The 21,347-nt window shown below is 39.4% G+C and carries 16 protein-coding genes and 1 pseudogene; 11 read left to right on the top strand and 6 right to left on the bottom strand.

Annotation, left to right across the window (positions count from 1 at the left end; translation table 11 throughout):
* Window positions 1-50 precede the first annotated feature (50 nt).
* From ALPR1_RS04050 to ALPR1_RS04030, 5 genes are all read left to right on the top strand, one after another.
* Window positions 51-2,444 carry an outer membrane beta-barrel family protein gene (locus tag ALPR1_RS04050; protein WP_008198605.1) on the top strand — a complete coding sequence of 798 codons (2,394 nt, stop codon included), beginning with the start codon at window positions 51-53 and terminating at the stop codon, window positions 2,442-2,444.
* A gap of 94 nt (window positions 2,445-2,538) precedes the next feature.
* Window positions 2,539-4,716 (top strand): DUF5916 domain-containing protein, encoded by a 2,178-nt coding sequence (locus ALPR1_RS04045; protein ID WP_008198604.1) that lies wholly within the window; start codon window positions 2,539-2,541, stop codon window positions 4,714-4,716.
* Between the two features lie 88 nt (window positions 4,717-4,804).
* Window positions 4,805-5,179, top strand: a complete 375-nt coding sequence (locus ALPR1_RS04040) for a carboxypeptidase-like regulatory domain-containing protein (RefSeq protein WP_008198603.1) — start codon at window positions 4,805-4,807, stop codon at window positions 5,177-5,179.
* Window positions 5,180-5,307: 128 nt separating this feature from the next.
* Complete coding sequence (locus ALPR1_RS04035; protein ID WP_008198602.1) at window positions 5,308-7,542, top strand: S9 family peptidase; 2,235 nt, start codon at window positions 5,308-5,310, stop codon at window positions 7,540-7,542.
* Between the two features lie 63 nt (window positions 7,543-7,605).
* The gene (locus ALPR1_RS04030; protein WP_008198601.1) at window positions 7,606-8,010 is read left to right on the top strand and encodes a carboxypeptidase-like regulatory domain-containing protein; all 405 of its coding nucleotides are present in this window, start codon (window positions 7,606-7,608) and stop codon (window positions 8,008-8,010) included.
* A 1-nt stretch (window position 8,011) separates the two neighbouring features.
* On the opposite strand, the gene ALPR1_RS20500 is transcribed toward ALPR1_RS04030, so the two are convergent.
* From ALPR1_RS20500 to ALPR1_RS04015, 4 genes are all read right to left on the bottom strand, one after another.
* The gene (locus ALPR1_RS20500; protein ID WP_083796125.1) at window positions 8,012-8,194 is read right to left on the bottom strand and encodes a CPXCG motif-containing cysteine-rich protein; all 183 of its coding nucleotides are present in this window, start codon (window positions 8,192-8,194) and stop codon (window positions 8,012-8,014) included.
* 72 nt (window positions 8,195-8,266) lie between these two features.
* A complete protein-coding gene (gene clpB, locus ALPR1_RS04025; protein WP_008198600.1) occupies window positions 8,267-10,885 on the bottom strand; it encodes an ATP-dependent chaperone ClpB in 2,619 nt (872 codons plus the stop codon).
* A 182-nt stretch (window positions 10,886-11,067) separates the two neighbouring features.
* Window positions 11,068-11,562: a hypothetical protein gene (locus ALPR1_RS04020; protein WP_008198599.1), complete on the bottom strand. Its 495-nt coding sequence runs from the start codon at window positions 11,560-11,562 to the stop codon at window positions 11,068-11,070.
* Between the two features lie 117 nt (window positions 11,563-11,679).
* A complete protein-coding gene (locus ALPR1_RS04015) occupies window positions 11,680-12,930 on the bottom strand; it encodes a dipeptidase (protein ID WP_040302541.1) in 1,251 nt (416 codons plus the stop codon).
* Window positions 12,931-13,104: 174 nt separating this feature from the next.
* Between ALPR1_RS04015 and ALPR1_RS04010 the strand changes: the two genes are divergently transcribed.
* The 5 genes from ALPR1_RS04010 (at window position 13,105) to ALPR1_RS03990 (ending at window position 19,264) form a co-directional block, all read left to right on the top strand.
* Complete coding sequence (locus ALPR1_RS04010; protein WP_008198596.1) at window positions 13,105-14,835, top strand: alpha/beta hydrolase-fold protein; 1,731 nt, start codon at window positions 13,105-13,107, stop codon at window positions 14,833-14,835.
* Window positions 14,836-14,841: 6 nt separating this feature from the next.
* Window positions 14,842-15,726 (top strand): SMP-30/gluconolactonase/LRE family protein, encoded by an 885-nt coding sequence (locus tag ALPR1_RS04005; RefSeq protein ID WP_008198595.1) that lies wholly within the window; start codon window positions 14,842-14,844, stop codon window positions 15,724-15,726.
* Between the two features lie 213 nt (window positions 15,727-15,939).
* On the top strand, window positions 15,940-16,941 hold the full coding sequence (locus tag ALPR1_RS04000) for an acyl-ACP desaturase (protein WP_008198593.1): 1,002 nt from the start codon (window positions 15,940-15,942) through the stop codon (window positions 16,939-16,941).
* A gap of 104 nt (window positions 16,942-17,045) precedes the next feature.
* Window positions 17,046-18,338: a Zn-dependent hydrolase gene (locus tag ALPR1_RS03995; protein ID WP_008198590.1), complete on the top strand. Its 1,293-nt coding sequence runs from the start codon at window positions 17,046-17,048 to the stop codon at window positions 18,336-18,338.
* A 71-nt stretch (window positions 18,339-18,409) separates the two neighbouring features.
* The gene (locus tag ALPR1_RS03990) at window positions 18,410-19,264 is read left to right on the top strand and encodes a pirin family protein (RefSeq protein WP_008198587.1); all 855 of its coding nucleotides are present in this window, start codon (window positions 18,410-18,412) and stop codon (window positions 19,262-19,264) included.
* A 302-nt stretch (window positions 19,265-19,566) separates the two neighbouring features.
* Here ALPR1_RS03990 and ALPR1_RS03985 read toward each other — a convergent pair whose 3' ends face one another.
* Complete coding sequence (locus ALPR1_RS03985; protein WP_008198585.1) at window positions 19,567-20,346, bottom strand: hypothetical protein; 780 nt, start codon at window positions 20,344-20,346, stop codon at window positions 19,567-19,569.
* Window positions 20,347-20,489: 143 nt separating this feature from the next.
* Between ALPR1_RS03985 and ALPR1_RS21065 the strand changes: the two are divergent.
* A pseudogene (locus tag ALPR1_RS21065) lies at window positions 20,490-20,570 on the top strand (pirin family protein); the annotation flags it as partial.
* On the opposite strand, the gene ALPR1_RS03980 reads toward ALPR1_RS21065, so the two are convergent.
* Window positions 20,567-21,340: a Rossmann-like and DUF2520 domain-containing protein gene (locus tag ALPR1_RS03980; protein ID WP_008198584.1), complete on the bottom strand. Its 774-nt coding sequence runs from the start codon at window positions 21,338-21,340 to the stop codon at window positions 20,567-20,569. The pseudogene ALPR1_RS21065 and the gene ALPR1_RS03980 sit on opposite strands and share 4 nt — an antisense overlap.
* Between the last annotated feature and the right edge of the window lie 7 nt (window positions 21,341-21,347).

Below are 21,347 nucleotides of genomic sequence, written 5' to 3'. Positions count from 1 at the left end.
TCTCGATTTCTGATTTGGAAGAACCCAAAATTTGATCTTGCCTATTACCAATGTATACCTCCTCAAGAATTCGCTCTGGGATTTTCGGAATACTTCTTTTTGTTTTTTTCAGCATTAGTACCGGATATTCCCAACAAAATAAAGCTAGAATCACAGGATCGATTCAAGAAAAGTCTACTGAAAACCCTTTAGGCTTTGCGACAGTGGCAGTTTACACCTCTCTTGACAGCTTGGTTGCTGGAGGAATATCTGATGAGGAAGGGAAATTCTCTGTAGATCTTCCCTATGGTAATTTTTATGTTTTGGTGGAGTTTATGGGATTTGAACCCCATCAAACAGAAGTAATCGATTTTTCAAGGGCAAACAATCAAATTGATCTAGGTATTATTTCACTTGAGTCGACAGCAGGAGATCTAGACGAGGTGGTCGTCCAAGGAGAAAAAACAACTATGGAGCTTTCACTGGACAAGCGGATTTTCAATGTGGGTAAAGATCTGGCAAATGCGGGAGGAAATGCCAGTGACATTCTAATGAATCTACCTTCCATTGCCGTGGATCCCGAAGGAAATGTACGGTTGAGAGGATCGCAAAACGTTCGAATTCTGATCGATGGAAAACCATCCGGATTGGTTAGTTTCAAAGGTAGTGCAGGACTTCGTCAATTGCCTGCCAATATGATCGAGCGGGTAGAAGTGATCACCAACCCTTCCGCACGATACGAGGCAGAAGGAATGGCCGGGGTGATCAACATTATTCTGAAAAAAGACAACAATCAAGGGTTTAATGGCTCCTTTGAATTAGTAGGAGGAACACCTACCAATCTTGGTTTTACCGCCAACCTGAATTACCGTCATAAGCGAATCAACTGGTTTATCAACTACGGACTTACCTACAGACATTCTCCAAATGTGGGCGAGCTTTATCAAGAAACTTATGGTGAAGACACCACTTTTATCCTCAATCAAACGAATGAAGGCTTAGTAAAAAGCATGAACAATAACATCAGAGGAGGTTTGGATTACTATTTCAGCGAAAACAGCATCCTTACGCTTTCCTACTTATGGAGAAGATCTGATGCACATAGAAATACCGATATTCGATACGAGGATTCATGGAATACTCTTGAAAACCTGCAGGGCTATACTTTGAGAAATCAAGACGAAACGGAGCAGGAGCCCAACTCGGAAATCTCCATGAATTACAAGAAAAGCTTTGAACGTGAAGGGCATGAATTGACCGGAACCCTCACTTATCTTAATTATTGGGAAAATTCTGACCAGACCTTTACCCAAAGTTCCTATTTACCTGATGGCACATCACTAGCGGGTTCCTCTCTGGTCCAAACCTCCCTGAATGATGAGTACGAAAACCAATACCTGGCCATGCTGGATTATGTTCAGCCTTTTGCCAAAGAAGGAAAGTTTGAAACAGGTTTTAGAACAAGTTTTCGGGAAATGAAAAATGATTACTTGGTAGAGGAAGAAAATGAATCGGGGGAATTCGAACCAGTTCCTGGATTGGATAATATTTTTCTTTACGATGAAAACATACTGGCAGCCTATGGGATAGTAGGGAATACATCAGGAAAGTGGAGCTACCAGGGGGGACTCCGTGTAGAACATACCGATGTAAAGACCACTTTGGAAGAAACGAATGAAGTGAATCCCAGAAAATACACCAACCTCTTCCCAAGTGCCCACCTGACTTATAACATTACTCCTGAAAATGCCTTTCAGGTTAGCTACAGTCGACGCGTTCGCAGACCGGTTTACAATGACCTCAGTCCTTATGTCACACTTTCAGACGCTAGAAATTTTTTCAGTGGAAATCCAGACCTTAATCCAGAGTATACAAATGCTTTCGAGTTAGGTCACATCAAATACTTTGATAAAGGAACCTTATTTACGACAGTTTATTACCGAAGTACAGATGACAAAATTGAGAGACTTCGCACGGTTGATGAAAATGGAAACTCCAGAACATTGCCCTATAACCTCAATGGTGAAAACTCATTTGGCGTAGAGCTTACCAGTGACTATCAAATCCGTGATTGGTGGAAAATAGATTTCAATCTGAATTTTTTCCATGCTAAAATCGATGGAACTAATTTTCAAAATGGCTACGAAACTAAAACGACCTCCTGGCTATTCCGCCAGACATCCAGATTTACTGTGGCAGAAGGTTTTGATATCCAAGTTCGAGCAAATTACGATGCCCGTCAAAAAACTGTTCAAGGAGTTAGAAAAGGAATATTCTTTATGGATCTTTCTGCCAGTAAAAGTATCTTTCAGGACAGAGGAAATTTGGTTTTCAATGCCACCGATATTTTCAATTCCCGAAGAAACCGATACATCAGCGAGGGAGAAAATTTCTTTACTGAAGGGAATTCACAGTACCAAAGAAGACAAATTATATTAACTGTAAGCTATCGATTGAAGCAATAAGGTAAACAGATATTTCAGACCATGATTTGAGATATCATTTAATACCTCGTCCACATTCCATTAATGAACCCTAATTCTAAAGTATTGTAATCCAATGCGTAAACTTATTCTTTTATTGCTCCTTGGCATTGCAAATTCTTTCTACCTATCGGCACAGAAAATCAATTCCTCCTATCAGCTAAATATCAAAAAAGCGAGCTCTGAAATCATCATCGATGGTGTCTTAGATGAAAAGGCTTGGATGGATGCTGAAGTTGCAACTGACTTTTTTATGATCACCCCGATGGACACCAGTTTTGCCCAAGTGAGAACAGATGTAAGAATGACCTACGATGATGAAAACCTTTACCTCATTGTAGAAAATTTCCACCTACTTCCAGGTCCTTATATGGTAGAGTCCTTACGGAGAGACTTTTCCTTTGGCAAAAATGACAACTTCCTGCTCTTCATGGACCCTTTTGATGACCAGACCAATGGGTTTACTTTTGGCGCCAATGCAGCGGGAGCTCAGTGGGACGGAATTATGTACAATGGAGGAAGTGTGGATTTGAGCTGGGATAATAAGTGGCGATCAAAAGTCACCAACTACGATGACAAATGGGTTTTTGAGGCAGCAATCCCATTCAAATCTATTCGGTATAAAAAAGGCATTACAGAATGGGGAATCAACTTCTCAAGATTGGATCTCAAAGCTACTGAGAAATCTGGTTGGGCTCCTGTACCGAGACAGTTCCCTTCAGCATCCTTAGCCTACACAGGAAGTTTGATTTGGGATCAGCCCCCGCCACAAGCAGGTGCGAACGTCTCTTTAATCCCTTATGCTTTAGGTGGCATTAGAAAAAATATTGAAGGAAATGAGGATACCGAATACAGAAGAGAAGTAGGCCTGGATGCCAAAATTGGCTTGACTTCCTCTCTTAATCTCGACTTGACCGTGAATCCTGATTTTTCTCAGGTAGAAGTGGATAGGCAGGTCACAAACTTGGATCGATTTGAACTTTTCTTTCCCGAGAGAAGGCAGTTCTTTCTAGAAAATGGAGATCTCTTTGCCAGCTTTGGATACGAGACTATCCGTCCGTTTTTCTCCAGAAGAATTGGCTTAAATGCACCTATTCAGTTTGGAGCAAGATTGAGCGGAAAAATCAATAAGGACTGGCGAATCGGGGCAATGAACATGCAAACCGGAGAAGTGGAGGAAGACGGATTACCTTCTCAAAACTTTACCGTTTTTGCTTTACAGAGACAAGTTGGTGCCAGATCCAATATAACCGGGATGTTTATCAATAAGCAGTCTCTGAACTACAATCCGGATCCTGACGCGGAACAACCCATTTATTCCCAATTCAATCGAAATGCTGGACTGGAATACAACTTGGCTTCTTCCAACAATCTTTGGACTGGAAAAGCCATGTTTATGAAGAGCTTTGCTCCTAACCAGGTTGGCGATGGATTTGTCCATGCAGCGAACTTGAAATACAGTTCCGGAAACCTGACTTGGAACTGGGAGCATCAATATGTCTCTAAAAATTATACCGCAGAAGTAGGCTACGTTCCTAGAAACGGATTTTATAAAATCAATCCGGAAGCGAGTTACTTGTTCTTTCCTAAAAGTGAAAAAATCCTGAATCACGGACCCAAAGTTGGGGTACGTTATTTCTTCAATACCGATGGTGAGAAAACAGATAATACCACTTTTCTTGCCTATAACATCAAATGGAGGAGTCAAAGTACGTTTCAAGCATGGGTCTCTACGGACTATGTATTACTTCAGCGCCCATTTGACCCGACAAATTACAGCGGTGATACACTTGCCAGAGGTACAGAACATCAATGGTATGCCACAGGTGCAGAGTTTACTTCCAAGCCACAAAGTGTATTTACCTATGCCTTCACTACCCGATTGGGAGGATATTATGCGGATGGCAAGCGGTATAATGTCACTGCAGATATCGGCTACAGGTTTCAACCCTATGTCAGCATTGCCTTAAGTGCCAATTATAATTCCATTCATTTGCCTGAGCCTTGGTACAATACCAACTTCTGGTTGGTGGGACCAAGAGTTGATGTCACGATGACCAATACGCTTTTCTTTACGGCATTTGTACAATACAATGAGCAAATCGAAAACATCAACCTGAACACGAGGTTTCAATGGAGATTTAAGCCGGCATCAGACATTTTCTTAGTCTATACGGATAACTATTTACCAGCGCCATTCTACACTAAGAACCGATCTGTGGTATTGAAATTTACTTATTGGTGGAATATTTGATCATTAAATAAAAAAATGAAAATTGATTTTCTGAGATAGAATTAGTTAATTGATATTAAATCTTTTTTAGTTTCTAAATTTCTATCAGATGAATTCCTCCAATTTCTTTCGGTTATTCCTGATTTTTAGTTCGTTTTTTTTCTTGACATTGACTCATGAGGTCAGTGCACAACAAGAAAAACATATTAAACCGCCTTCAAAACCCATTGTGCGAGCTCAGTTTGTCACCAAAAATGGTTCTCCTATTATAGGGGTCGCCGTAATAGTGGACGGAACAACCAAAGGAATAGTGTCCGATGCAAATGGATTTTTTGAATTGGATCTCAGCCAATTTACAGAAAAGAAAGTAACCTTGGTTTTTAGCCATTGGGAACATGCCCGAAAAACTATGGAGGTGGTGATAAAGGATTTACCAAAGTCCTATGGACAGATAAAACTGGCAGACGCAGCATTCAAAGAATAACAGAGAAATATTTCAAACTAACTTTAATAAACAGGTCAAATTGACCTGTTTATTCTTTGTATTAACCTTCTATGAGAAGTCTTGGGATATTCCTTTATTTTTGAGAACATCATATCTCAGAGATCATCATGAAACGTCCCATTCACCTCCTTTTTTTAGGAATCCTTTTTTCTGTTTTCACTCAAAGCATCCAAGCCCAAACTTCTGATATTCTCACACTAGAGAGAATCTACGCTTCCAATGAATTCAGCCAAGAAAGGCTCCAGCCGATCCAATGGATTGAAAATGGAGCGGCTTATGTCACTGTGGAGAATGGAAATGAACTGGCAAGATGGGATAGCAAAAGTTTAGAGAAGAGCGTTTTTGTGCCGGGATCTGCTTTACAAAGCAATGGTAAGCCTATACGAATCGAATCTTTCAGCCTTTCAGAAGACGGTAGCAAGGTCTTGATTTTCACCAATTCCAGCAGGGTCTGGAGATCCAATACCAAAGGAGACTATTACGTTTATGATCTGGATACAAAACTTCTGAAGAAGTTGGGGGCACAATTTGAATCTTCCTCCTTGATGTTTGCGAAGTTCTCTTCAGACAATTCCAAAGTCGCTTATGTGCAGAAATTCAATTTGTATTTAGAGGACTTTAAAACAGGGGAAGTCACTCAATTGACCTCTGATGGGACTGACAAAATCATTAACGGAACTTTCGACTGGGCTTATGAAGAAGAGTTTGGAAAACGGGATGGTTTTGCTTGGAGTCCAGATGCCAAGTTCATTTCTTTTTGGCAAATCGATGCCTCCAAAATCGGAACCTTTTACATGATCAACAATACGGATTCAGTCTATTCCAGACCGATTCCCTTACAATACCCAAAAGTGGGTGAAGAACCTGCCGGAGCGAAAATTGGCCTAGTCGACATTGCTTCCAAAAAGACCAAATGGCTTCCTATTCCCGGAGGCGAAAAAGAAAATTACCTGCCTGGCATGCAGTGGATCAATGAGGATCTACTCTTGATTCAGCAGATGAATAGAAAGCAAAATCAATTGACTATCTGGACCTATAAACCATCCAATGAAGAACTAAAGAAGGTTTATGTAGAAACTGAAAAGACTTGGGTGGATTTGGCTTATCCTGACTTATCCAGATATGGCTGGAGTGATAATAGTTTGCCACTGGTAGATGATGGAAAAGCTTTTCTCCGCATGACCGAAAATGATGGCTGGAGACATCTTTATAAAGTCGATATCTCCACTGGAAACAAGACCTTACTTACTCCAGGAGAATATGATGTTGCTTCTTTTGGAGGCCTTTCTGACAAAGAAGTCTTCTTTATCGCTTCTCCTGAAAATGCGACGCAGCGCTATCTGTATGCCATTGATTTGGCAGGAAAAGGAAAACTTCGACGTGTGACTCCAGAGGCTTTTGAAGGAGTAAATACTTATGATATCGCTCCAAACGGTGAATTTGCAGTACATAATCATCAAAGCACTTCGGATCCATTGACCACGAGATTGGTCTCTTTGCCGAAGCATGAGGTGCTGAAATCATTGGTAGAGAATCAGGCTTACAAAACCAAACTGGCTTCTCTTAAAACGCCTGAAATCAAGTTTACCACTGTGACTACTTCTGAAGGAGTTACTATGGATGCACGGGTAATCTATCCAGTGGATTTTGATGAATCGAAGAAATATCCAGTGCTTTTCCACGTCTATGGCGAACCTTGGAGTACCGTGGCTACAGATACACAGGTCGGTCTTTTCAATATTATGCTGGCGCAAAAGGGTTATTTCATCATCGACATGGATAATCGAGGTACGCCGACTCTCAAAGGTAGCGATTGGAGAAAAATCATTTATAGAAAAATCGGTGTGATCAATGCCCAAGATCAAGGTTTGGCAGCAAAAGAATTATTAAAGCTCCCTTATTTAGATGAGGAAAGAGTAGCAGTTTGGGGCTGGAGTGGTGGTGGATCCATGACTTTGAACCTGATGTTTAAATTCCCGGAAGTTTATCAGACTGGTATGTCTGTCGCCTCAGTTTCAAATCAGTTGATTTATGACAACATCTATCAAGAGCGCTACATGGGACTTCCTCAGGAAAACATGGAAGATTTTGTGAACGGATCTCCAATTACGTATGCCAAAAATCTGGAAGGAAATTTATTGGTTGTCCATGGAACTGGTGATGATAACGTACACTATCAAAGTGCAGAAATGCTGATCAACGAATTGATTAAGCATAACAAGCAATTCCAGATGATGCCTTACCCTAACAGGTCACATGGGATTAGGGAAGGTGAAGGAACCTCACTTCATTTATATACTTTGCTTACTAACTATTTGATGAAGCACACTCCAGTGAATTAATTTTCAGGTAATTAGGATTTAAAAACTAATTATATCATATTGTTATTAAAATTTCGTAATGATATGAAAAACTCAATCAACAAGGCCCACAAACTCTACCAGAGAAAATTAAAGTTTAGTATTCTCACAGTGCTCTTTCTCTTCCTAGGAGGCTTAGCGTTTTCAATAACCCAGCTTACATCTGCCGGGGATGGAGCGTATTTAGAAGCAAAAAAAATAGTAAAAGGCATTGTTCTTTCCCAGGATAAAAGTCCACTCCCGGGCGCAATCATTATCGTCAAAAATGAAGACACAGGAACTGTTACCGATATAAAAGGGAACTTTTATTTAGATTTAGAAGATTTCACATCGGAAGAGATAACCTTACAAATTTCCATGATTGATCACGAATCAACTGATGTAGTCTTAAAGACAAAAAACTTGCCTAAGGATTTGGGTAAAATCACTTTAAAAAAAGAAGCAAAGTAATTTATTGTTCAATTGAATTTGCTTCGAAAATAATGATTTCCCCTTCGTCTATTGAGACTTGAATTTCTATAGGATTACAGCAAACCTCGCAATCCTCAATGTACTTTTGCGAGGAGACTGAGGGATCAACCAACATGGAGATTTCTGCAAGACAATAAGGGCATTGAAAGAAATGTTCGAGCATATGACAAGTTAATTAAAAATAAAAAACCCTCGAAGCCTAAACTCTCCGAGGGTTTTACCGAATTACTATTTTTTATACTTCCACTGGTGTATCGATATTCTTGAAGTAAACTTGCTTATCGGCATCCAAATCCACTAATACAGCAGAATCGTTTTTGATATATCCAGACAAAATCTGTTTCGATAATTCATTTAATACCAATCTTTGCATGGTTCTCTTCAAAGGTCTCGCTCCGAAGTTTGGGTCAAACCCAACCTCTCCTAGATAATCCAAGACTTCTTTCGTTGCTTCAATCTCAATATTAGCCTCCGATAATCGCTTTTGGATTTCTCCCCATTGGATGTCCACGATTTTACGGATGATTTGCTTATTCAACGGCTCGAACATGATCACTTCATCAATTCGATTAAGGAATTCAGGACGCACAGATTGCTTTAATAAATCAAAAGCTTCTGTTTTAGTTTTGTCCATTATTTCCTCCTTATTCCACTCTTCAATCTCAGCAAATCGCTCTTGAATTAAGCTGGAACCAATATTTGTAGTCAGGATGATGATGGTGTTTTTGAAGCTTGCTATACGACCTTTGTTATCAGTCAACCTTCCATCATCCAAGACCTGCAAGAGAATATTAAAGACATCTGGGTGGGCTTTTTCTATCTCGTCCAAGAGCACTACAGAATAAGGCTTTCTTCTTACCGCTTCTGTTAATTGTCCACCTTCATCATAACCTACATATCCTGGAGGCGCTCCTACCAATCGGCTGACCGCATGTCTTTCCTGATACTCAGACATGTCTATTCTTACCATGGCATTTTCATCATTGAAGAGGTACTCCGCCAAAGCTTTCGCCAATTCAGTTTTACCGACCCCAGTGGTTCCCATAAAGATAAAGCTACCAATAGGTCTCTTTGGATCTTGTAAACCTGCACGGCTCCTTCTTACTGCATCTGAAAGCGCAGTAATCGCTTCTTTCTGCCCAGCCACACGCTTTCCTAACTCTTCCTCCAAGTGCAACAACTTCTCGCGCTCAGATTGGATCATTTTGGAAAGTGGAATTCCTGTCCATTTAGAAACTACCGCTGCAATATCTTCCTGATCCACCTCTTCTTTTAGCAATGGCGAACCGGCCTGCATTTCTGCCAACTGAGATTTGAAAGACTCCAGTTTTTGCTCTGCTTCACCGATTTTACCATATCTGATTTCAGCTACCTTGCCGAAATCCCCGGAACGTTCCGCCTGCTCGGCTTCCACCTTATAATTATCAATTCGTTCTTTCTCGCGCTGAATTCCAGTAATCACTGCCTTTTCGCTTTCCCATTTGGCTTTGACACTATCACGCTTCTCAGCCAACTCAGCTAATTCCTTACTTAGGACAGTTTCCTTATCCTTGTTCTTCTCTCTGCGAATGGCCTCTCTTTCGATTTCCAACTGCATGATTCGACGATTCAGCTCATCGAGTTCCTGAGGTAAGGAGTCAATCTCCATTCTCAACTTTGCTCCAGCCTCATCCATCAAATCAATCGCTTTATCTGGCAAGAATCGATCAGAAATATATCTCTGAGACAGCTCAACGGCTGCAATCACAGCATCATCTTTGATTCGCACTCCATGGTGCAATTCATATTTGTCCTTGATACCTCTCAAGATTGAAATTGCATCTGCAGCATCTGGTTCATCAACGATAACAGCCTGGAATCTACGCTCCAAAGCCTTATCCTTCTCAATATACTTCTGGTATTCTTTCAGGGTAGTCGCGCCGATTGCATGCAATTCACCTCTAGCCAAAGCAGGCTTTAGTAAGTTCGCTGCATCCATAGCTCCTTCTCCTCCGCCTCCAGCACCAATCAACGTATGGATTTCATCGATAAAGAGAATTATCTCTCCTTCGGCATCGGTCACCTCTTTGATAACGGCTTTTAATCTTTCCTCGAATTCACCTTTATACTTGGCACCTGCCACTAGCAATCCCATGTCCAAAGAGATCAAAGTCTTGGATTTTAGATTTTCGGGAACATCTCCAGATACAATTCGCTGTGCTAAACCTTCTACAATCGCCGTCTTACCCACACCGGGTTCACCCAAAAGGATCGGATTGTTTTTGGTTCTTCTAGCCAAAATCTGAAGTACCCTCCTGATTTCTTCATCTCGACCAATGACAGGGTCTATCTTCCCTTTTTTGGCCATTTCGTTCAGGTTCTTGGAATATTTTTCCAATGCCTGATATTTGCTTTCTGCGTTTGGATCGGTCACTTTATTACCTTTTCTAAGTTCTTTTATCGCTTCGATCAAAGGTTTTTCAGTAATCCCCTGATCTTTCAAAATCTTTGATGCAGGGTCTCCTGCCGCCAAAATACTTAAGAGTAAATGTTCAATGGCTACATATTCATCACCAAAGGACTTGAGATAATCTTTAGCTTTGTTTAAAACCTGATTGGAAGCATTACTTAAATAAGGCTGCTGCCCCCCACTTACCTTTGGTAATTTATCTAATTGCTCATCAACTTTCTGGCTGAGCAACTGCTTATTTGTACCGAGCTTTTTAAAGAGAAAGTCGGTGACATTCTCATCCTCTGAGAAAATACCTTTCAGCAAATGCGAGGGCTCAATATTCGGTTGTCCCGAAGCTGAAGCCAACTCTACTGCCTTTTGTATCGCCTCCTGAGATTTTATTGTGAATTGTTTAAAGTCCATATGTATTGCTAGTCGTTTTTTTACGTGGTTGTATTTGACAGCTATTAATCAAATCTTTCGCCAAGCTTAACTTCAAGCCAAAATGACTGTATTTTGACCTTTTTTATAGACATTTCGGAAATAATGACATAAAAAAGGCTCTACCTATAAAGTAGAGCCCTCAAATAGTCAGATAATACTGATCAATTTTCCTCTTCTTTTAGGAGCTCTTGAGCAGGTGGTGCCTTCTTGTTATTTCTATGGTCAGGATGGATAAAAGTGTGAAAGAACAAGCGTATATGATATTTCTCCTGGGTCTGGAAAATATTGGTCATTCCATCTGTAATTTCGTACAACCTATTAATATCCTGCTTAGCTACCCATTCCATATCTAAACTCTTAAACATTCTTTCAGCTGGAACGTAAGCTTCATCATCTTTCTGAATATAAACAGGTAAAGCTACTTTCCCATCTTTCACAGTAGCTTTACCCATGAAACAGTCACTTTTTCCTTGGTTCAACACAACGAATACTACCTCATGCTCACCGTCTGGAATTGGATCAGCACCCCGCTCATGAAAAGCGATGTAATAATCCTCATAGCAACCTTCCACTCCCTGTGAAAAGATACTTTTCTCCTGAGCAAAAACCCCTGAAAGCATAAGAAAAAACATCGCAAGTGTACAAACTATTTTCATAATCTATTTTTTAAATTCAAGTTTAATTTTTAAAAATTTCCAGGATGAAAATGATTCTTTTTTAATTTAAAAAAAATCAATTCTCTGAATTTTATATTGTTCAGTTGGTTAAAGCCCTCAAGATTGAGAAGCAGCGTAATCCTCCACAGCTTTCCAGACTCTAAAGATATTACCAGAACAAATCTTTTTTATATCCTCCTCAGAATAACCTCTTTTCAACAATTCTGCAATCAAATTAGGGTACATTGAAACATCCTTTAAGCCTGTAGGTAGAGAATCTCCTACTCCATCAAAGTCAGAACCTAACCCCACATAGTCAACACCTACCAAAGCCACCACATGATCAATGTGATCTGCTACTTTTTGAACTGTCGGAAATGGGTTATTAGCAGCTGTATATTCAGCGATGTAGGCCTGAGCTGCCGAGTCGCTTCTACTTAGCTCATTTTCAGCCAGCCAGTTGACAAGGTGTTCTCTAACTTTGGCACTTCCAGAAGCATAAGCAGAATCAATAAAGCTTCCCCCAAAATTGATCATCATGACACCACCATTGTCTGCCATAGCTTTTATCAACTCATCACTCATATTTCTTTCAAACCCAGGAGTAAATGCCCTTACGGATGAGTGGGAAGCAATTACTGGAACTTCAGTCGTAGCCAAAGCATCTAAGAATGTATCATCTGAAACATGGGATACATCTACCATGATTCCTACCCTATTCATTTCCTTCACTACCTGCTTTCCATATTCGCTCAATCCATTGTATAGCCTAACCGTATCGTAACTACTGTCTCCAATCAAGTTTGCTTTGCCATGCGTCAATGTGATGTAGCGGATTCCACGATTATAAAAATACTCTACGTTTGAAATATCATCTTCCAAACCTGCTCCATTTTCCATTCCCATAGGGAGAGAAATTTTTCCCTCTGCAAAATTTGCTTCTATGTCCGCAGGGCTATAAGCCATGGCAAACTTGTCTGGGAAAGTTTCCGTCAGTCTTTCCGTCATTAAAATAAGCGAATCAGCCAATGCCTTCGAAGCACCTGGAATTTGCTGATTCGAAGCTGGAATATAAATGGACATAAAAGGAGCATCTAGCCCTCCCTCTTTGGTTCTCGGGTAATCAAAATTACCTCCATCGGTTCTTACAGATACATCGAGAATTTCTCTTTGAAGTGTAAATCCGCCTACTTTCATTCTATAAGGTAAATCCACGTGGCCATCAACCATGATGGTATTGTGAGCAATTTCAGTTGCAGCTTTTAGTCGTTCTGCATCACTCATTTGAGTGTAGTCAACAGCAACTTGTTTGGGTTGACAAGCCCAGGCCATCAGCCCGATTAATAGGTAGGAATAGTTTCTTTTCATAAATGTTGGTGGTTTAATTAAGCAAGTAAGATAATCCCTTTTGCGCACTACTGGAAAGAAATTCCTTAAAAGAGATGAAACGCAAATTTTTATCTCAATTTCAATGAATTAAAACCCTGTAATCAAAACATTTGACTGTTATTGATTAACTTTTAATTGAAAAACCACCATATCATGAAGAAGTTTTTATTTCACCTAGTGATTGCTAGCCTGGTCTTCGCCTGCAATCAGCCCGAAAAAGGAAGTCCTTTTCTTATTAAGGTTGACCCAACACTCGCTTCAGATCTTAAAGACGGAAGGTTACTTCTAATTTTTTCAGATAAAAGGGATCAAGAACCCAGATTTTCGATTTCTGATAATGTAGGAACAGCCCAAGTTTTTGGAATGGATTTAGAAAACTATCAGGCTGGTGATGTGATAAAATTTGACACCGACAGCTTTGGCTATCCATTGAAAAGCATTCAAGAAGTGCCTGAAGGTGAATATATGATGCAAGCTTTCATCATCAAATATGAAACATTTAATAGATCCGATGGTCATACCGTGAAACTTGCGATGGATCAAGGTGAAGGAAGAAAATGGGGAAGAACTCCGGGAAACCTATATTCCAAACCAATTTCTGTTAGGTTAAAAAAAGGGGCTACTATTGAATTAACTATCGATCAAATAATCCCACCTATCTCGGTAGCTGAGGACACTGAATATATCAAGCATATCAAAATGAAATCTGAAATGCTTTCCGAATTCTGGGGTAGAGATATGTTTTTAGGCGCCCACGTATTACTTCCCGAAGGTTTCGAAGAAAACCCCAATCAACATTATCCTTTGATGATTTTTCATGGCCATTTCCCAGATGATTTTGGAGGCTTTAGAACCAGCCCACCAGATCCAGATTTGCCTGAAGATGAATATTCGGAAAGGTTTGGAATTTATGGCTATCAAAAAATTCAGCAACAAGAAGCCTATGATTTTTACCAAAAATGGATTTCTCCAGACTTTAAAAGATTCATCATCATTGAGATACAGCATGCCAATCCATTTTATGATGATAGCTATGCAGTCAATTCTGAAAACTTAGGCCCATATGGTGATGCTTTGACTTATGAATTGATCCCTTTTATAGAGAAGGAATTTAGAGGAATTGGGGAAGGTTGGTCCAGGTTTCTTTACGGTGGATCCACTGGGGGCTGGGAAGCTTTAGCCGCACAGGTTCTTTACCCAGATGAATACAATGGTTGTTTTGCTGCTTGTCCAGACCCAATTGATTTTAGGGCATTTACTACCATTAATTTATATGAGGATCAAAACGCATACTATCAGGAAGGTGAGTTCAGAAAGACGCTACGTCCTGGACATAGGGATTATTTAGGGCATGTTTCCTCTACTGTCCAAGACATGAACCATCGTGAACTCGCGATAGGTGGCCCCCTTTCTAGATCCGGTGAGCAATTTGATATTTGGCAAGCAGTTTATTCTCCAGTGGGCGATGACGGGTACCCCAAGCCTATCTGGGATAAAAAAACTGGTGTAATTGATCCTTCTGTAGCTTCATATTGGAAGGAAAATTACGATCTTCGATACATCATGGAACGAGACTGGAAGGAGCTCGGTCCAAAGCTGGAAGGAAAAGTAAACATCTACTGTGGCGACATGGATAACTATTACCTAAACAATGCAGTTTATTTGACCGAGAATTTTTTAGAACAAACACAAAATCCGTATTATAAAGGGGAAGTAGCCTACGGAGACAGGGCTGAACATTGTTGGAATGGAGACCCTGATTTACCCAACTACATCACCCGCCTAAGGTACAATACGATGTACCTTGACAAAATTGAAGAAAGATTACTTGAAACTGCTCCGGCAGGATTTAATCAACAAAATTGGACACTAACCAAAAACTAACGAAAAATGAAAACCCTTTTAAAAAGCAGCTTACTAGGATTGTCTGCAACCTTACTATTTGCCCAATGTGGCCCTCAAAAAACTGAAGAAAGCTCTGAAGAAGAGATCGTGGTGGAAGATGTTAAAACCCCAACCTTAACCAAGGTCTGGGAAACAGAAGCCACTTTGACCACCTGTGAATCCGTCTTATACGATAAAAACTCTGGAAATCTGTATGTTTCCAATATTGAAGGTTCCCCAACAGAAAAGGACGGTAAGGGATCGATTTCAATTATTGATAAAGAAGGAAATATCGTTAATCAAGAGTTTGTTACAGGGTTGAATGCACCTAAGGGTATGGCGATCTCTAACGGAAAGTTATATGTAACCGACATTGATGAATTAGTAGAAATTGATTTAGGTACAGGAGAGGTTACCAATAAATATCTGGTAGAGGGAGCGGAATTCTTAAATGATGCTGACGCTCATGATGGAAAGATTTATTTTACTGACATGAACAAAGGTTTACTTCATGTGATGGAAGGAGGAGAAATCTCTACGATCTCTGAAGAAAATGCTTCACTCAATGGTGTAGCCGTTTCCAGCAATGGTTCTATTTACGGACTGGATGGATCGGGATTAAAGATGTTCAATGCAGATGGCTCATCCTCTGTATTAAACAGCACGGTGACCGGAGGAGATGGTCTGATCATCTTGGGCGATGATAACTATGTTGCTTCAAGATGGGCTGGTGAAATTTATTTTGTTTCTGGCGATGGCCAAACCTTACTGCTTGACACAAAAGCTGAAGAATCCAATACGGCCGATGTAGGATTTATTCCAGAGGAAAATTTAGTCTTGGTACCAACTTTTATGAAAAATAAAGTTGTCGCCTATAAATTGGACTACTAATTCAAGAAAAACCCACTGAAAGCCTCCTATTGGAGGCTTTTTTCATTTTTTAGCGGTAGAAACTAGTATCAGTATAAGCGGCAATCTCCCTAATCTGATAATTTGTCTGTATCTTGCCATTGAATTAGCCGTTAGATATATTATATCAATCTGCTTCTGCAGAAAATATACTAAGACCGAACTCAAAATACTTCAACCAAAGAATTTTAGACAATGAGAAATTCAAAACCTATAGATTACGAGCTGGAGAAAAACATGGAGGTTATCAGCCAATTAGATGACTTTGTGGGAGATGCTGTTGACAATATCTTGGTTGATCCTGAGACTTGCTGGCAACCAACAGATTTCTTACCTGATTTTAGCAATCCTGATATTCATGATGAAATCAAGCTATTGCAAAAGAGAGCTGAAGGCATTCCAGACACTGTCCTAACTTCCCTAGTGGGAAATATGATCACAGAGGAAGCTTTACCTTCTTATCAAACATACTTCAACCTTCTTGAAGGAATCAATGAAGAAAGAAGCCTTCTTTCCCCATCAGGCTGGGTAAGGTGGTCTAAATCCTGGACGGCAGAGGAAAACCGTCATGGAGACCTTCTAAACAAATATTTATACATGACTGGCCGGGTGGACATGAAGGCTGTTGAAATCACGATTCACAGACTTTTATCCAATGGTTTCGATCCAAAATCAGAAAGCGATCCATATCAAGCCATGATTTATACCTCTTTCCAGGAAAGAGCAACAAAAATATCACACGTCAACACAGGAAAACTTGCAGACAAGGCAGGAGACCCTGTACTTTCCAGAATTTGTAAAACAATTGCTGGAGATGAAGCTAGACATGAAAAGGCTTACAAATCATTTATGTCAAAAATCTTTGAGATTGACCCTAACGGAGCCATTCTCGCTTTTGAAAAAATGATGAAAAAACAAATTGTGATGCCTGCAGTCTTAATGGGAGAAGGTGGTCCTAACCCATCGATCTACACAAGATTTTCGGAGATTACACAAAAAGTGGGAATCTACACAGGCTGGGATTATGCAAGAATAATAGACCACTTGGTTAGCTTATGGAAGATCGAAAGCTTAACGGGCTTGAATGATGCCGCTTCAAAAGCCCAAGTCTACCTTGCTAAACTCTCTGATAGATACATGAGAGTAGCGGATAGAATTAAAGCTCCAGATGAAATTCAGCTTGCTTGGCTTAAGTAATGCCAATCGAACAGCAAAAACCTCTTCAAACCTGAAGAGGTTTTTTTTATGGTTTATTTGAACATAAGTAAGAATTCTTGAAATTGAAGAAATACAAAACGATTATGTCTAAACTTTTTATCGCCCTTTTATTCATTGCTTCTATTAGCACTTCAGCCGCTCAATCTAAGCTACAAGTCAACGCCAATAGATTAAACAGCTCTATTCAAAAGCTCGCCACTTTTGGAAAAAATGAAGCTGGAGGTTCGGACCGAATCGCTTTTAGTGAATACGATATTGAAGGTAGAGCCTATGTCATGGAATTGATGGAAGCCGCAGACATGGAAGTTTCTGTGGATTTTGCTGGCAATATCATTGGGAAAAGAAATGGAACTGAAGCAGGTTTAAAGGCCATAGCTTTTGGTTCTCACATAGATGAAGTACCCAATGGAGGAGATTATGATGGACCCGTAGGATCTATGAGTGCTATCGAGGTCATACAGACTTTAAATGATCAGAAAATACAAACAAAACATCCTCTGGAAGTAATCATTTTTAGTAATGAAGAAGGGGGAGTTGTGGGAAGTCGAGCTATTGTAGGCCAATTAACCGAAGAAGCACTGAAGGTAAAAAGTAGCAGTGGGCTTACACAATACGAGGGAATCCTTGCATTAGGAGGCAATCCAGATAGGATCTCTGAAATGGAAAGAGCTCCTGGTGATATAGCTGCATTCTTAGAGCTACATATTGAACAAGGAGGCAATTTAGACCGTGAAGGCCTAGATATTGGGGTTGTGGAAGGAATTGTAGCAATCGAATGGTGGGAGTTTACTTTCAAGGGGTTTGCAAACCATGCTGGAACTACTCCGATGAATATGCGCAAAGACCCGATGATTCCTGCTGCTAAACTGATTTTGGCTGTCAATGAAATAGTCAAGTCCTTTGAGGGAGCGCAGGTTGCAACAGTCGGTAAAATTGAAGCTTTCCCGGGTGCAGGCAATGTGATCCCGGGGGAAGTAAAACTCAATGTGGAAATCAGAGATTTATCTTCAGAAAAAATATGGGAAATCTATGAGGTGATAGCAATGAAGGCAAAGGAACTTGCGGCAGAGAGTGGTACTGAAGTTTCTGTTGAACACACGGAAGTAGCAAGTAAACCTGCATTAGCCAATCCTGAAATTCAGGCTGTTATTGAAAATGCCAGCAAGGAGCTTGGGCTTTCTTATAAATACCTCCCGAGTGGAGCTGGACATGATGCCCAGGAAATGGCAAATATCGCTCCTATCGGTATGATTTTCATCCCTAGTAAAAACGGAATCAGTCATTCCCCTGAAGAATTTTCTTCACCTGAGGCTATTGCAAATGGTGCTAATGTTCTGCTAAACTCCCTATTGATGTTAGACGAAAAACTTCAGTAAAAAAAGCTGTTTGAATCAAACTTTTTTAGCTCGAATGCAATTACATGTATATACATCAAAAATGAACTATCATGAGTACTATTAAAAAAATACATAAAGCAGAATATAGACCTATTGCTGATCTGGTCACCTATAGTCCAATGCCCACCAGACAACTAGAGCAAATAGATCCCTTCATCTTTTTGAATCATCATGGATTTCAGACCTACCCTCCACACAATAATGGGCTACCATTCGGTCCACATCCCCATAGAGGAATGGAGACCGTCACATTTATTCTTGAAGGGGACATTATGCACTTAGACTCTTCAGGCGGTGAATCAGTGATTGGCCCAGGAGGAGTGCAATATATGACAGCTGGAAGCGGATTGATCCACTCCGAAGTCAGCAGTTCCGAGTTTAAAGAAAAAGGAGGAGACCTAGAGATTCTTCAACTTTGGCTGAACTTACCGGCTAAACTTAAGATGACTAAGCCGGTATATGTGGGTTTACAGGAGGATGAAATCACCAACTTTAAACTTGATGATGGGAAAGTAAAAGTTCAACAACTTTTTGGTAATTGGAATGATGCAAAAGGCGCATTTGAAGCTTCCTTCCCTCTAAACATGAGCACCATTTATCTACAGGAAGGTGGTAAATTTCAAAAAACCATACCTGCTGGAGAGAACATTTTCTTCTATGTAGTGAGAGGTGAATTAAAAGTAAACGGGCAAGAAGTACCTTATAGAAACCTAGTCGAATTTGAAACGGGCGAAGTAAATCTAGAGGTACAGGCAGGTTCTGATTCCATCTTAATCTTGGGTCATGCCAAACCTTTCAACGAACCCATTGTCGCACAAGGTCCATTTGTAATGAATACTGTGGAGCAAATTCAGGAGGCCTACGATGATTACCAAAATGGAAAATTTGGTACTTGGTCTCATTAACTATCCACAATATCTTGGGAGATCAGTCGGTAGATTTCAGCAAATGAATCATTATAGGCCGAAAATCTATGATGGTCTTCCAAGGTTTCATAATTTTCTCTGAAAAATTATGAACCAAAACAAAGCACCGTTTGGAGGATTTTTCAAGATGAATGTAAAAACTCTATTTTATATCTAACAGTTTTATCATTTACATAAAAATAGGCAAGACTTTTAATATTGTAGGATAAAGCTTTATTTCTGACACTTAAGAAAGGAATTTATCTAAAAGTTAAAAAAAGTAAGTGCCATCATAAAGAAAATTAATTATTTAAAATACCCGAAGAATAGGTGAAAACTGACTTTCCCCAAAGTGAAAAATCATATTCCGGATAAAACTCTTTTATTTCTTTAAGTCTGTTATTATTATCATAAAGATAAACAAATATTTCTCTTAATTCATTGGATGGCTTCTCAGGAATTTGCTTTGACAACAGCTTCCCCTCTTCATCGTAAAAATAAACCCAATATCGCAAAGGAGAATCACCACCATTTAAACTCTTTAATGTTTGAGTATCTATCTTACCATCCGATTTATAAGTAAATTCATAAACATCTGCAAGTTGAAGATTTCCCCCAAGAATTATTGACTCAACTTGATTTAAAGAATCATAATCATATAACTCAAAGTTTTTATCATCCCTTTTTATTTGAATTAATTTTTGTGAATCATCATATAAATAATCGAAATAATGAATTTCTTCTTGATTATCTTTTAGGTAAAACTCCGTTTTCCTACTTAAATCATTAACGTTGTATTCATAGGTTGTAATAATAGTAGTATCTAAACCTGAAATATCTGTGTAAATATTCAACAGTTCCTTTCCAAAGGAATCATAGAACTTATGAATTTCATATAAATGGTTATCAAATTGGTAAACAGATTCTTTGATGGGCTTATCAAGGGGAGGCAATGAAACTTCACTTAAAAAAGCATTCAAATCCAGTTTAGAATCAATCAATTGATCATTCTCTGAGATTACAGATGTACAACCTAAACTTAAGCCAATCAAAACAACTATCAGAAATAAGTGATTTTTCATAATTCCAAGATTTATAGAAATCTAAAAAAAAATATCTTAAAATAAATTTTAGTTTAATTAAAAATATACTCAATCCATTTAATTAAAAGACACCTATAAACTGTAGAAGGTCACACAACCTTATCTAATTTGTTCAAGGTCCATTTGTAATGAATACTGTGGAGCAAATTCAGGGGGCATACGATGATTACCAAAATGGAAAATTTGGTACTTGGTCTCATTAACTATCCACAATATCTTGGGAGATCAATCGGTAAATTTCAGCAAATGAATCATTATAGGCCAAAAATCTATGATGGTCTTCCAAGGTTTCATAATCTTCACGAATAGCTGGCCCCGTTTGGGCATTTTTGGCACCTATCTGCAATGCTTTTGAGATTTGCTCAATAATTAAAGGCTTCATCATTTCGAAATCAAGCCCTTGCCTTCTCATGATTTCCTCACTGATCCTAATCATGTGATTAGAGAAATTGCTGGCAAAAACCGCTGCCACATGAATGGCTTTGCGATCTTTTGACTTGACCATATAATTCATCGAAGAAAGGCTTTTCGCCAGCTTTCGGAGTTTTTGTAAGGTTTCTTCATCCTCCGATTCCAGCAAAAAGGCCACATCTTCAAAATCGAGTTTTCTTCCAATAGAAAATGACTGCAGCGGGTAAAATATTCCTGTATAACTAGCTGAACTATACCCCAGAACATCCAAAGACATTGTTCCGGAAGTATGTACCAAAATACTTCCTTCTGGTAAAATTACTTCATCCGCAACTTCAGGAATAGCCAAATCTTTGACTGCCATGATAAAAATCTCAGCTTCAGACTCAGAAAAATCAAGATCATCTTTGGACTCAGAGGCGTAAAGTCTTTCAGTAATTTTGATGGCTTCAGAAATATCTCTGGCATATACCTCGGTGACTTCATGACCGGCGTTTTCCAAAGCAGGAGCCAAATGCCAAGCGACATTCCCTGCTCCAAGGATGGCAATTTTAAACTTCATAATCGAA

The sequence above is a fragment of the Algoriphagus machipongonensis genome (assembly GCF_000166275.1).
Taxonomy (GTDB): domain Bacteria; phylum Bacteroidota; class Bacteroidia; order Cytophagales; family Cyclobacteriaceae; genus Algoriphagus; species Algoriphagus machipongonensis.
Note: the sequence above shows the minus strand (reverse complement) of the source record. Positions and strands in the feature narration are given on the sequence as shown.

What these genes read in the sequence shown, in the direction of transcription:
- ALPR1_RS04050 (WP_008198605.1), top strand. Translation starts at nt 51, where the DNA reads ATGTATACCTCCTCAAGAATTCGCTCTGGGATTTTCGGAATACTTCTT.
- ALPR1_RS04045 (WP_008198604.1), top strand. Translation starts at nt 2,539, where the DNA reads ATGCGTAAACTTATTCTTTTATTGCTCCTTGGCATTGCAAATTCTTTC.
- ALPR1_RS04040 (WP_008198603.1), top strand. Translation starts at nt 4,805, where the DNA reads ATGAATTCCTCCAATTTCTTTCGGTTATTCCTGATTTTTAGTTCGTTT.
- ALPR1_RS04035 (WP_008198602.1), top strand. Translation starts at nt 5,308, where the DNA reads ATGAAACGTCCCATTCACCTCCTTTTTTTAGGAATCCTTTTTTCTGTT.
- ALPR1_RS04030 (WP_008198601.1), top strand. Translation starts at nt 7,606, where the DNA reads ATGAAAAACTCAATCAACAAGGCCCACAAACTCTACCAGAGAAAATTA.
- ALPR1_RS20500 (WP_083796125.1), bottom strand. Translation starts at nt 8,194, where the DNA reads ATGCTCGAACATTTCTTTCAATGCCCTTATTGTCTTGCAGAAATCTCC.
- clpB (WP_008198600.1), bottom strand. Translation starts at nt 10,885, where the DNA reads ATGGACTTTAAACAATTCACAATAAAATCTCAGGAGGCGATACAAAAG.
- ALPR1_RS04020 (WP_008198599.1), bottom strand. Translation starts at nt 11,562, where the DNA reads ATGAAAATAGTTTGTACACTTGCGATGTTTTTTCTTATGCTTTCAGGG.
- ALPR1_RS04015 (WP_040302541.1), bottom strand. Translation starts at nt 12,930, where the DNA reads ATGAAAAGAAACTATTCCTACCTATTAATCGGGCTGATGGCCTGGGCT.
- ALPR1_RS04010 (WP_008198596.1), top strand. Translation starts at nt 13,105, where the DNA reads ATGAAGAAGTTTTTATTTCACCTAGTGATTGCTAGCCTGGTCTTCGCC.
- ALPR1_RS04005 (WP_008198595.1), top strand. Translation starts at nt 14,842, where the DNA reads ATGAAAACCCTTTTAAAAAGCAGCTTACTAGGATTGTCTGCAACCTTA.
- ALPR1_RS04000 (WP_008198593.1), top strand. Translation starts at nt 15,940, where the DNA reads ATGAGAAATTCAAAACCTATAGATTACGAGCTGGAGAAAAACATGGAG.
- ALPR1_RS03995 (WP_008198590.1), top strand. Translation starts at nt 17,046, where the DNA reads ATGTCTAAACTTTTTATCGCCCTTTTATTCATTGCTTCTATTAGCACT.
- ALPR1_RS03990 (WP_008198587.1), top strand. Translation starts at nt 18,410, where the DNA reads ATGAGTACTATTAAAAAAATACATAAAGCAGAATATAGACCTATTGCT.
- ALPR1_RS03985 (WP_008198585.1), bottom strand. Translation starts at nt 20,346, where the DNA reads ATGAAAAATCACTTATTTCTGATAGTTGTTTTGATTGGCTTAAGTTTA.
- ALPR1_RS03980 (WP_008198584.1), bottom strand. Translation starts at nt 21,340, where the DNA reads ATGAAGTTTAAAATTGCCATCCTTGGAGCAGGGAATGTCGCTTGGCAT.